10 protein-coding genes are annotated in these 12,602 nt (G+C 45.8%); 3 read left to right on the plus strand and 7 right to left on the minus strand.

From position 1 onward, the window contains the following. Window positions 1-27: 27 nt before the first annotated feature. Window positions 28-1,008 carry an HAD family hydrolase gene (locus VCHENC03_RS24435; protein ID WP_005431814.1) on the minus strand — a complete coding sequence of 327 codons (981 nt, stop codon included), beginning with the start codon at window positions 1,006-1,008 and terminating at the stop codon, window positions 28-30. Between the two features lie 166 nt (window positions 1,009-1,174). Continuing rightward, complete coding sequence (locus tag VCHENC03_RS24430) at window positions 1,175-1,963, minus strand: formylglycine-generating enzyme family protein (protein ID WP_009704175.1); 789 nt, start codon at window positions 1,961-1,963, stop codon at window positions 1,175-1,177. Between the two features lie 176 nt (window positions 1,964-2,139). Between VCHENC03_RS24430 and VCHENC03_RS24425 the strand changes: the two genes are divergently transcribed. Both VCHENC03_RS24425 and VCHENC03_RS24420 read left to right on the plus strand, forming a co-directional pair. Then, window positions 2,140-3,462, plus strand: a complete 1,323-nt coding sequence (locus VCHENC03_RS24425; RefSeq protein WP_005437723.1) for an anaerobic sulfatase maturase — start codon at window positions 2,140-2,142, stop codon at window positions 3,460-3,462. 10 nt (window positions 3,463-3,472) lie between these two features. Then, window positions 3,473-4,546, plus strand: coding sequence for a HEAT repeat domain-containing protein (locus VCHENC03_RS24420; RefSeq protein WP_009704176.1), 1,074 nt, complete (start codon window positions 3,473-3,475; stop codon window positions 4,544-4,546). Between the two features lie 18 nt (window positions 4,547-4,564). Here VCHENC03_RS24420 and VCHENC03_RS24415 read toward each other — a convergent pair whose 3' ends face one another. After that, window positions 4,565-6,181, minus strand: a complete 1,617-nt coding sequence (locus VCHENC03_RS24415) for a VRR-NUC domain-containing protein (protein ID WP_009704177.1) — start codon at window positions 6,179-6,181, stop codon at window positions 4,565-4,567. A gap of 95 nt (window positions 6,182-6,276) precedes the next feature. Next, a complete protein-coding gene (locus tag VCHENC03_RS24410) occupies window positions 6,277-7,509 on the minus strand; it encodes an L-lactate MFS transporter (RefSeq protein WP_009704178.1) in 1,233 nt (410 codons plus the stop codon). Between the two features lie 576 nt (window positions 7,510-8,085). Here VCHENC03_RS24410 and VCHENC03_RS24405 point away from each other — a divergent pair. Continuing rightward, entirely contained in the window at window positions 8,086-8,442 is a 357-nt protein-coding gene (locus tag VCHENC03_RS24405; protein WP_009704179.1) for a hypothetical protein, read from the plus strand. Window positions 8,443-8,507: 65 nt separating this feature from the next. Here the strand turns inward: VCHENC03_RS24405 and VCHENC03_RS24400 are convergent, their stop codons facing one another. The 3 genes from VCHENC03_RS24400 to dcuC all read right to left on the minus strand — a co-directional run bounded on the left by VCHENC03_RS24400 (window position 8,508) and on the right by dcuC (window position 12,593). Beyond that, window positions 8,508-10,391, minus strand: a complete 1,884-nt coding sequence (locus VCHENC03_RS24400) for a M48 family metallopeptidase (protein ID WP_009704180.1) — start codon at window positions 10,389-10,391, stop codon at window positions 8,508-8,510. Continuing rightward, window positions 10,391-10,981 (minus strand): LemA family protein, encoded by a 591-nt coding sequence (locus tag VCHENC03_RS24395; RefSeq protein WP_009704181.1) that lies wholly within the window; start codon window positions 10,979-10,981, stop codon window positions 10,391-10,393. The genes VCHENC03_RS24400 and VCHENC03_RS24395 overlap by 1 nt, the downstream gene beginning before the upstream one ends. A gap of 244 nt (window positions 10,982-11,225) precedes the next feature. Beyond that, window positions 11,226-12,593: an anaerobic C4-dicarboxylate transporter DcuC gene (gene dcuC / locus VCHENC03_RS24390; RefSeq protein ID WP_005437706.1), complete on the minus strand. Its 1,368-nt coding sequence runs from the start codon at window positions 12,591-12,593 to the stop codon at window positions 11,226-11,228. Window positions 12,594-12,602: the final 9 nt, after the last annotated feature.

Below are 12,602 nucleotides of genomic sequence, written 5' to 3' on the forward strand. Positions count from 1 at the left end.
GGAGATTTTAAAGAAGTCGTAATGGTGTTAGTAGACGGTGCACCATTCGTTTTTCATGTCGATAAGATGCCAGTTATCGCGTTGGTTGGCTTCATCCATCGCTTTATCTAAGTGGCCGACGCTGGATTTACGGTCGTATTTCCACTCACGATCTTCATCTGTGTGGTGAACGATCATCGCCATTGAGTTTGGTTGACTGGTTGCCCACTGCATCATCGCGTGGTCACCGTCTGAGTTACCAATTGCGAGAACCGGTTTCTTACCGATGATGTGTTGAATGTTTTCCACTTTACCGGCTTTGTCATCAATCGTTAGGATCTCACCTAACTTAGTCACAGTTGGTTTACCGTCGTTGTAGTCGTACTTGTATTTTAGTGCGCTACCAATGATTTGTTCTTCAGGAATGCCATACACTTCTGGTGCCCAAACACGCATAAAGTCCACGCCGCCACCAGAGACGATGTAGGTCTTAAAGCCGTGTTCTTGAAGATAGGTCACCATTTCACGCATTGGCTTGTAAGTCAGCTCGGTATACGCCTTACCAAAACGTGGGTCTTTCGCAGCTTTCAGCCACTGTGCGACCTTCTCTTGGTATTCTTCAACCGTCATGCCGCTGTGCGTGACTTTAACGATCTCAAGTAGTGCTTTTTCACCGCCCTTAAAAACGCCTTCGATATCATCGTTCAATACTGATTTGAACGGCTCTTGCGTCTTCCACTCTGGGTGATCTTTTGCCATGATTTTCACTTCGTCTAGCGCATAGGCCAACTGGAAGTAGAAAGGTTTTTCTGACCATAGCGTACCGTCGTTATCGAACACAGCAATACGATCTTGCTCAGGGATGAATGTCGATTTCGTTGTATCCAAAGATTGGTCAACGTAGTTTACGATGGCGGTCTTACTCGCTCCATCTTTCCAAGAAGGCAGCAAGCTTGGGTCGCAATCTAGAGCCATCGCTGAGAACGATAAACCAGATAAGACTGCAAGGGCACAGATGTGTTTCTTCATATTATTATTTACCTAAGTTTGAATGTATTGTTTGTATACATTTGAGGTGAAATGAGAACAACGTGGATCTAGCCTCTTTCCCTAACCATTTCCCTAACCAAGAGACGTGTTAATTGGTAAGAATGCGCAAAGGGGCAGTAACGTCGCTTCTCATGCGTAATCGTGCTTAATCAGCATCTTTAGCAAGGCGAAGTCCCATGTCCGACATAATTATAGACTGGCTTGCGAAATCTCGACGGAAATTCTCTGATTCATCAGAATCATAGGCAAAGCTACCGCCTCGCACGGACTTGTGTGCTAGGCCGGCTTTTTCATCTTTAGCGTTGTTTGGATTCTCGGTTGGGCCATAGCGGTAGAAAGTATCGTCATACGCGTCGATCACGAACTCACCAACGTTACCTGTCATATCATATAGACCAAGTTCATTAGGTTGTTTTTGACCTACGGGGTGAGCTTGGTTTTTGGAGTTGTCGGCATACCACGCCACATCAGCAATGTTGTTTGAACCTGCGTAAGTGAAACCTTGGCTCTTGTTACCGCCTTTTGCGGCAAACTCCCATTCCGCTTCTGTCGGTAAGCGGTAGCTTTCGCCGGTCAGTTCGTTCAACTTCTCGATGAAGTAATTCGCCTGCTGCCAGCTCAAGTTGTTAACTGGGATGTCAGCACCTTGGAAGTAACTCATTGAAGAACCCATGACAGATTCAAACAATTCTTGAGTGACCTCAAATTTGGAAATGTAAAAGCCGTCTACCTTTACTTCGCGTGCTGGGGTTTCTGCCTTCTTGGCGGAGTCGCTGTCCGATCCCATGACAAATGAACCGCCTTCAACCAACACCATGTCTTGATCAATGTTGAGCGCGATAGGGTGCGGTGATTGAGTTGCACAACCACTCATTAATACGCTGAATGATAGAATGGAAAGTGCGGTTAACGATTTGCTTTTAAATGATTTCATCAATAGTTTCTCGCCAAAAAAGTCACGATAAATATTAGCAATAAACGCTATGAAAAAAGGTTATAAACGGTATAACAAGCCTCTTGTATTAATGGGATTTATGATTAGGTCATCAAGGTGAGAATGGCGCGCTTATGAGCGTTCTCAGCTGCATTTCATAACGAAAAAGGTGACGTATGCACATTACTCAAGGTCCTCAGTTCAACGGTAAAGCCTCTAAGCGTTTACATGTCATGGCGAAGCCTATCGGGGCGGCTTGTAACATTGATTGCACTTACTGTTATTACCTCAGCAAACAGGACTTACTTGAGTACAAAAAAGGCTGCACGCCTGTGATGGATGAAGAGACGTTAGAAACCTACATTCGTCAGTACATTGAAGGACAGAACACGCCGGAAATCATCTTCTCTTGGCAGGGTGGTGAACCAACGATGTTGGGCTTGGATTACTTTAAAAAGATTGTTGAATTTCAATCTAAGTACAAGCCAGAAGGCGTGGTCATTTCAAACGATTTACAAACCAATGGCACGTTGCTCAACGACGATTGGTGTGCATTTCTAAAAGCAAATAACTTCTTGGTCGGTTTGAGTATCGACGGACCAGAAATGATGCACAACGCTTACCGAACCAACCGCGCAGGACGTGGCACGTTTAACCAAGTGATGAAGGCTGTTGAACTGCTGCATAAACACGAAGTGAAGTTCGCAACGCTAACTTGTGTCAACAATCTAACCAGCCGCAATCCTCTTGAGGTGTACCGATTCCTGCGTGATGAAGTGCGTTCTCCGCAAATGCAGTTTATTCCCATCGTAGAACAGAAAACGTTCCGTACTACCGCACCCCAAACATGGGAGCCGCAAGAGCAGCTGAAACAAGGCGACAAGCGTCTTATTCCTGGTCACAAAGACTCTGTGGTTGAGCCATGGTGTGTGGCAGACGAGGCGTGGGGTAACTTTCTTATCGCGATTTTTGATGAGTGGATTCAGCACGACATTGGCAAGGTGTTTGTTCAGTACTTTGAAGCGAGTGTAGAGACTTGGATGGGGCGCAAAAACCCACTTTGCACGCTAGGCGAGATTTGTGGCAAAGGCTTGGCAATGGAACCAAACGGTGATGTTTTCGCTTGTGACCACTACGTTTACCCAGAGTACAAGATTGGCAACATCCACCACGAAAAGTTAGACACCTTGGCGTATGGTCCTGAGCAGCAAAAGTTTGGCTTTGCCAAGACTCGCTCGCTAACCAAGCAGTGCCAACAGTGTGATTACCAATTCGCTTGCTACGGCGAGTGTCCGAAAAACCGTTTCATTCGCACCAAAGACGGTGAACCTGGGTTGAACTACTTGTGTGCAGGTTGGAAAAAGTTCTTCTCTCATGCTGATAAGGCAATGGCATACATTCTTCGTGCAACGGGTAACCCTGTGGCACATGGCAAATACAGCGATGCAGTGTTACGCCAACAAGCAGCGAAGCGTCCTGTATTCGAAACCAAATTTTAAGGGGATTGATATGACATTCTCAAAAACGTTATTAGCCATCGCTCTAGGCGTCACCGTAAGCCAATCTGTTGCCGCGCAGGATGAGACCTTGCTGGCACCAGACCAAGTTTCTTCTGCGAGCGTGACAAGTGCGGAGGAAACCCATTCAGCACAGATGTCGCCGCAGCAAGTGGTTGCGAAGTGGTCTTATCAAGCACAAGACGTGAAACAACCAGTAGAAAAGCGTATTGAAGCGTTGCATGAGCTGGCAAAATACCCAAGTCAAAACGCGCTGGTGGCAGTTGCACGCAGCCTTCAAGATCAAGACCCAGCGGTTCGTGAAGCCGCGATTGTGGGAGCAGAACCTTACACGATTGAACATCGCTGGCGCATGATTGAGCCACTGCTGAGTGATCCAGAAGCCATGGTCCGTATTACTGCCGCGACCAACTTAGTGCGTGACTTTTCTAACGTGAGCAGCGAGCAACAGCAAACGCTTGAAGCCCCGGTTGCAGAACTGATCAGCTACTTAGAGCCCAAGAAAGATGACGGCTCGAAACTGCTGTTAGCGGATGTCTATCGTTGGCACCATGAATGGGATAAAGCGGATAAAATCTATCAAGCTTTGGTGACCAATCAGCCTGAAAATCCACAAATCTGGTTAAGCTTGGCCGACAACTACCGAGCGCAACAACGCGATGCCGATGCGGTCAAGACGTTGGATTCTGCGATCAAACTTCACCCTGACAATGCGTCTTTACACTACTCGAAAGCGCTGACACTAGTACGTTTGGATGAGAAGAAGAATGCAGCGATAGAAATCGAAAAAGCGGCCAACATGGCGAAAGATAACAGCTACTACTGGTATCTCAATGGCGTACTGCAAGAAGACTACAACCTAGACAAATCGGTAAAGTCTTTTGAGCAAGCGTATTTGATCTCTGGTGCGCCAGAGCAACTTTATGCGGTTTGCGACATTTATGTTCGTTACGACAACCCGAAAACAGATGAGTGCTTGGGCGAACTAGAGAAAGTCGCACCAAGCTACGTGATTGATCAATTGAAAGAGAAGAAAGGTCAGAAGAACGCCAAAGTAAGCAGCTAAGGCTATTTGGCTCTTTTCCTAAGCTTGTGCTGTTACATAACAGACTGAGAACGGCACATTGAGGCGATTGAGCTCCTTGATCCAACGCCATTGGTTATCTTGGAGTTTATCGCCCGGACCTTTCACTTCTATCCATTCAAACTTCCCATCTTTAAAAGCAATCAAGTCCGGCATGCCGTTTCGATAGAGTTTTAGGTCGCTTAACTGCACGTTAAACAGTTCGACCAACAGGTCATTAGGGATGTGTTCAAGTGCGAGGGATATCAGCTCTTCGTTCACGTATGCCCAACTGACGAAGGGATTACTGATCCCAACTTTATCTCTGTATGTATCAAACAACGCCTGTGTATTCCCTTGTTGAACTTGCTCAAGCGCATTGTCGATAAGCTGCTTTCTTTTATCGGCAAAATCGGCGTGATACAAATCCAAGGGTCGATGTTGATAAGCGTTAATGAATGCGCCTTCTATCGGTGCAAAAATCGCATCCCACAGGGTTAATCCTAACAAGCTGTTGAGTAGGGTATTCTCGGAATAGAAAACGGTCCAACCTAAACTTTCGAAATGCGCTTTGGTTGCCAGCTCTACCCGTTGCTGAGATAGATCCAATTCGATGCGGTATTCGTTGCACTCGGGCTTGGTGGCTCTCGGGACTTTCAAGCCTTGTTTACGTTTAACGCGTTGTTCGAGCTTCTGTGCTACCTCAAACTCAGAGACATCGATAGGGTGGGTGAGCATTTCCGTGACAATGTCACTAAATAAATCGTTTTGTTCTAGCTTGTCGTAAATGCGAGCACGACGCTCTCGGCTTGGCGCGAGTGTGGTCGTCTCAAACAGCGCAATTGCCATCTCAAGCTCGTTTATGCGTTCGTAATCACGAGCAATGTCGTTAATCATGTGCTCGCGTTTACGATCGACGTAGCGATGTTCAACCTTTTCTGGCATTGCTTCGATAAGAATATCGAGGTTCGCTTTTTGTTTTCTGTCGCATTGCCAATAAAGGTTGGAGAGTTGGCTGAGTTCAATAAGCCGATCGATTTGCTCTCTACTCTCGAAGAATCGACGCGCTTTACTTAACTGGTATTGTTCGAATTGGTGTAAGCCTAAGTCATCAAGCACGAACTGACTGAGGTCTTGATGGGTATTAGCAAAAAACAGCGTCAGCAAAACATCAATCATGTGTGCGGAGTTAAGCTTAATCACCGTGAAATCCAGAGCCTCAAATAGCTCGAAACGCTCTTCACTCAGGCATGCTACTAATGCCTCTTTCTTGAGAGATTTAGGATGCTCAGGATAGAGCGTGACGATCTCTGGCTTGGTCAGTAGATTCGCTGCTAACTCCTGTATCGTTAGGTCAGGGGAGAGCGAGACAAAACCATGAGTTGCCAATTCATCCAAAGCCGACTGGATGTTCTCAATTTCTTGATAGTTGAGTTTGTCGCTACGAAACCAGCACCCTTTACGGCTGTATAGGCGTACAAGAAGGCACTGTGCAGGCTTGTTTAAGCTACCAAACGCGGACAGCCATTGGTGTTCATCTTGGCTAAGTAAGTCGCTGTACCACTCGGTAGCGTGCTGTGTGAGCTTGAAGAAGTTATCGAGATAGTAATCTGGCGCGAGTTCGACGGTGTTTTCCATAACCAACTAACAATAAAAAAGGCTTAACCCATAGGTTAAGCCTTTTTCGAATCAATTTCTGCAGATCTATTAGATAAATAGAACTGGACTGTAGATTAAGCGTTTTTCAGTTGTGCTACTTTCGCTTCAGTCAGTGGCTTAGTGATGAACGCTAGTACGATACACACTGCCATCATTACTGCTGAGATAGTGTAAGCAAGACCGTAGCCGTCACCGTTAGTCATAGAGAAACCAACAACAGCTGCACCGATTGCACCACCGATACCCCATGCTGTGTAAAGCACGCCGTAGTTAGTACCGTAGTTCTTCAGACCGTAGAATTCAGCCGTTAGAGTAGGGAATACTGCTAGAAGCGTACCGTAACCTACTGCTGCGATTGCTGTACCGATGATTAGCGTGAACTCAGTTTTGAACGTTGCGAACAGAACCATGTTGATGCCCTGTAGAACGAACGCTAGAAGAAGAGTACGTACGCCACCGATCTTGTCTGCAAGCATACCTGCCGCTACACGACCGCCTGAGTTAAATACCGCAAGGATAGACGCTAGGTAAACCGCGTTTGGTAGGTTCGCTTGAACGCTTGCGATAGTTGTGATGTTACCGATGATCATAAGACCAACAGAAGCTGCGAACGCGTACATGATCCATAGAGAGTAGAACTGTGGCGTTTTAAGCATTGCTTTCCAAGTTAGGTCGTCAGACTTCTTAACAACCTTAGGTGCTTGACCTTCTTTTACTTTAGGCTCCGCTGGAGTGTAATCCGCTGGTGGGTTGTTGATTGTTGCTGCTAGAGGAACAGCGATAGCAAGGATACCAACGCCAAGAACTAGGAAGCTTGTTTGGATGCCCATGCTGTCGATCAGCGCAGAAGTCACAGGAGCTAGGTAGATAGCTGCTAAACCGAAACCTGCTGCGATGATGCCGTTAACCATACCTTTCTTAGATGCGTGGAACCACTTCATTGCTGAAGGAGAAAGACACGCGTAACCAAAACCGATACCTGCACCAGTGATTACACCGAAAGTGATGTTCAGCATTAGTGGTGAGTTAACAAAACCAGACGCGATCATGCCTAGACCTGTTAGAACAGTACCTAGGATTAGGATCAAACGTGGACCCATACGGTCTTGAAGAATACCTGCAACAAGAAGACAGATAGAGAAAGTAATAGTTGCAGTCGCGTAAGGTGCAGATGCTTCTGCTGCGCTCCAGCCTGACTCAGTCACTAGTGCTTTGTTGAATACACTCCAAGCATACAGGATGCCAAGACAAAGGTTGATACAGAATCCTGCTAACAGGATGCGCATAGCTTTATCAATCTTGCTCATTTTTGTTCTCAGTAATACCTCTTGGCAGATAGCAAAGAGGGGTCGGTTTAAAGATAGGGTTTACTCAAAATAAGTTTGCGTTTTTCAACACATAACGTAATGAGCGCGGATTATAACCAATAAATGTGTGATTGGAATCTCTTTTTACCCCTGTGGCTAAAAATAATTTGAAACATTAAAAATGATTGTAATGAGAGCGTTTTATATATGAAGAAAATGTTGATCTAACGTAAAGAAGCTTTGGTTTGGTAGTGAGATCCTAAGTGAAACAAGGTTGATAGCTCGAACATGGGTGTTTGGCTCACAGTTTAAGCAAAAAGTTTCAAAATGTTTAAGTGTTAATGTTCTGTAACAAAAGTGGCCAAAATAGAGACTGCTTTTTGTAAGTGCAGGATCTAAAGGGTTTATAAATTCGAGAATGTTAACCGCTTGTAATAACTAGATTCGAAAGGGAGGCTTGAACATAAAGTGAGCAAAAAATGTGCTTGTAATTGCTAAATAGATAAGCAAAATAGGCCGAAAAATGAGTTTTCATTAATGAAAGGATGCTTTTCTCTACTTGTAGTGAGGTGACTTATGAAATTGTTCCTATTACTTATGGCTTCTGTTTCTGCAGGTGTCGCATCAGCAGATCACATCCATTCATTCATGCTAGGTCTTTCTATTGCATCGCTTGCAGTAGGTAGCTGCTACTTCTTCGCATTCCGTAGTTCGCGTTTCCCACAGCTTGCTTTGTTCTTACTGATCTGTGGCATGTTGTCTAAATTGACGATTACTGTGGTTGGTGTGATGTGGGGGATGTCAGCTGAGCTGATTACTTCTCCAATCGTATTTGCTTTGTCTTACTTGTTCTTCTCACTAGCAGTAACTTACCTATGGTTCAGCTACCGTCAAAGCATCACCAAGATTCCTGAGCGCTTCAAAGCGGCTTAATCAAAGTAATCAATTGATGAACACAAAAACGCCAGCGATTATCGCTGGCGTTTTGCTTTCTGTGTTTAAATCGTCACAGTCAGCGGAGGCTCGGGTACTTCCAAAAAGCATGCTATCACTCGATACAATTCGCCTTCTGCAACGGTGATCTTCCCATCCGATTCAATAGCCAAGCGGCACGCTTTAACGAACTGGCGTCGTTGAACGGGTTTCAGTTGCAACAACAGCTCTAATGCAGCACGGCTCAAGCGCCAATTCTTGTTTGCAGGCTCTAACGTTACTTCTGCGAAACCTAAAGACGTTAGGGCTGAACTAAATGCAAGTTGCGCCGCTTGTGGCTCTGAGTGACTGACCCAAGCGAGCTCCCTCAGTAACCAATGTACACTTGCTTCCAGTTGCTTAAGGGTTTTGTTCTGGCGAGTAAACCCAAAAGGTGCGATGAGCTGCTTCTCAAGTAAATTAATGACGCACCACTCACCGAGAGAGTAATGATTGTCAGTTTGTGATAATTCACGCAGCACTTCACACAACCGGTTCTTTTGGCCTTCACTGAGTGCTTTTAGGGCAGGGACCGCTAATTCCAAAAGAGGAAGGCGCAAATGCATTGGCAGCTCGTAATCTAACCAAGGTAATAACTTTGCGTGCGACACCATTGGAATATGACCTTTGATCATCTCACGCTGCACTTTGCTTCCATCAAAAATCAGCAGCAACGCAATAAAACGAGCGCTATAAGGTTCACGTGCTATGTCGACCAAGTCTTGTGGCAATTGGCTAATGAGCTGTTTCCCTGTCTCACTTAACTCTGAGGAAGTTGGCGCGACACCCTGTGGCTCAACGTTCTGGGTACTTAAGTCTTGGGTACTAAAGTCGGCATCCGACGCAAATCCACTGACTTGTTCATTACCGAAAGTTGCTCCTTGGCTACGACTTTTACTCAAAAAGCTGCCATCCCAATTAGGCTCAATCCGGCGAATCCTTTCTTCAAGTGGTGGGTGAGTAGCAAATAAACCAGTAAAGCCAGATAAGTTGCTCTGACCAAACATCATATGGCTCATTTGGCTGCTTGCTTTGGCGTTAAGATAAGACCCAGCGTTGCAACCACCTATCTTTTTTAAAGCGCCAGCGATGCCTTGATCGTTACGAGTAAACTGAACCGCACTCGCATCGGCTAAGAACTCCCTTTGTCTTGAGATTGCCGCTTTAATCATTGAACCAAACAATGTGCCAACCCAACCTAGAATCAAGCATACAATCGCTATCAACATAATGACGGCAAAGCCTTTATCTGAATCGGAAGAGCTTCTTGAGACGCGATTGGTGTGGTGTGTGTTGTCTAACACCAGATGACCGAAATGGGCAATGCAAGTGATGCCGAAGAGTACCCCGATTAAACGTGTGTTCAGGCGCATGTCTCCGTTTAAGATGTGGCTAAACTCATGAGCAATCACGCCTTGTAATTCATCACGTGTGAAGGTGTCTAGTGCGCCTTGTGTGACACCGATTACAGCATCATCGATACTCATGCCTGCGGCAAACGCGTTGATACCTCGTTCTTCCTGCATCACATAAACAGGAGGAACGGGAATCCCTGATGCGATCGCCATTTCTTCTACCACGTTAAGAAGTCGCCTGTGTTTGGCGTCTATCGTGTTGGAGGAAATCAGCTTACCACCAATGCTTTCTGCAACGCCTCGGCCACCGTTCGAAGATAAGTCAGATAGGCGAATCATCGAACTTATTGCTACGATCAACACGACACCCGCAAAGCACAGTAAGACATAGCTAATGGCCGTGTTTTGATCAAATGGCTCACCCGTCACCCCATAGTAAATACCAATCGATAGGACGCTGACCAAACCCGTAATGACAAATACCGCTAAGGAAAACAGAAACACCAAAAGCCCGGTGCGTTGTCGCGCGGTATCTTGATGGTCAAAGAAATTCATTAGAACTCAACCTTAGGTGCTTCTTGGATGGCTTCAGTGTCTGCAAATTCCAACAACTTGCCGTCTTGGAAACCAAACATATTGGCAAACAAGACTGGTGGGAAAGTTTGCTTGTAGGTGTTGTAGCTGGTGACTGCATCATTAAAGGCTTGGCGAGCAAAAGCGACTTTATTCTCTGTGCTAGTCAGCTCTTCTTGCAGTTGGCTCATGGTTTCGTTGGCTTTCAGTTCTGGATACGCCTCTACAACCACATTTAACTTGCCTAGCGCATTTTGTAGCATGCCTTCTGCTTGTGCTAATTGGCTGATGGCGGCGTCGCTGTCTGGCGCATCACTGGCTGCTTTTAAACCAGTGATTGCTTGGTTTCTAGCTTGAATCACTCGCTCAAACGTTTCTTTCTCATGCTCCATGTAGCCTTTTGCGGTGCTAACAAGGTTTGGGATCAAGTCGTAACGTCGTTTCAACTGTACTTCAATCTGAGCAAAGCTGTTTTTAAAGCGATTACGTAGCGTCACTAGCTTGTTGTAAATGCTGACCGCGAACACCGCGATAAGCAAAATGATGACGATAAAAACAATAAGTGAAGTCATAGTAAGTTCCATTTTGTGAATGTATGAGATTTTTATATAAGCTGTTGAGATAGTAAGCAAATCAGACTGCTGAGAATGTGGAGCACTTTGAAAATATGGAACGCATTGCTTAATTAAACGCACTACCTAATAGAACGAAGGACTGGTGAATGAAGAAGAGAAGGGCGTAAGGGAAGAGTCGTAGAATAAAAAAGGCTCGACGTAGAAGCCGAGCCTTTATTGATTAGCGTGATGTAACCGCAGTTTATGCCGTCATTGGTACAAGCACCATAGTACCGATGATCACAGTAATCAGACCTGCAAGAACTGGCACCGATGTACGTTTTACTACTTCGAATGGACTGATGTTTGCCATACCAGAAGTCGCAACGATTACACCAGATACTGGTGAGATAGTACGGCCTAGGTTAGAAGCTTGTAGCATTGGGATGATTAGGAACGCAGGGTTAAGACCCATCTTCGCAGCCAGTGAAGGAGCAAGCTCTACGAACGCGTAGAATGGAGCATTACCAGAACCCGTTGCAATCGCAGCAGCAACAGTTAGACCGGTTAGAATAAGCATTAGCGCGATACCGCCAGCACCTGCGTTGTCTGCAAGGTGTAGTAGGTTATCGATAGCACCAATTGACATAAGACCTTGCGCGAATACACCCGCCGCAACCAACAGCATTACTACGCCTTTGAACGCATCTGCCATGCCCGCATAACAAGAATCAAGATCCTCAAGCGACTTCTTACCGTCAAACTTGTTCACCACATAGTGAATCACAGCGCCCAAGAAGATAGAACCTACCACAATAGTGTAGATGTCTAGAGTCAGACCAGGAATCGTGCGACCGTTGAATAGGAATACACCGATGATTGGTAGGAAAGGAAGAACCGCATAGAACGCTGGCGCATCTGCTTTGATCTCAGATACGTCAATCTTTTCCATTGGCGTGTTGTCTTTCTTATCTAGGTATTTATTCCAGAAGAATGCCGCTGCAGCCATTACGATGATTGCACAAATAGACACAGGCAGTACGGTTTGAACCGCGAACACGTCAAGCGCTAGGCCTGATTTTTCTGCCGCGATAACCACGTCACCAGAAGTTGGTGAAAGGATGATTGCCGCTGGTGAAGCACACACTGCTACCGCAGCAGGGCGAGAGATACCCATTGCTGTCATCATTGGGAATAGGGTAGCCATTAATAGCACGCCTAGACCTGTTGCTGAACTCACTGCAAGAGACATCAAACATGCCACGATGTAAGCCGCTACCAAAAGGACGTATGGAGACTTGATAACAGAAAGCGGTTTAGAGAACTGTTTTACTACTACATTGTTTGCGCCGATGTGGGTCATGTAAGACGCGAAGCCACAAAGTAGCATGATTTGCATACCAAGGCCGCCGCCACGGTATTGAAGCATGTATTTTACGTACTCTAGTGCGTCCGTCACCATATTACCCGTTGAGGTTACTTTTGATGGCAGAACGTCATGGCCAAGTAGACCAGTCATAAGAAGCAAGCTAATACCTGCGGTTAATAACACGCCAGCGGCTTTGTAGCCTTTGACAATGAAATAACCCACAGCAATGGTCACTACCAAGCCAATTAAGAGCTCTAACATAGGGTTGTC

Origin of the sequence: Vibrio sp. HENC-03 (assembly GCF_000305755.2) — a bacterium.
Lineage (GTDB): Bacteria > Pseudomonadota > Gammaproteobacteria > Enterobacterales > Vibrionaceae > Vibrio > Vibrio owensii.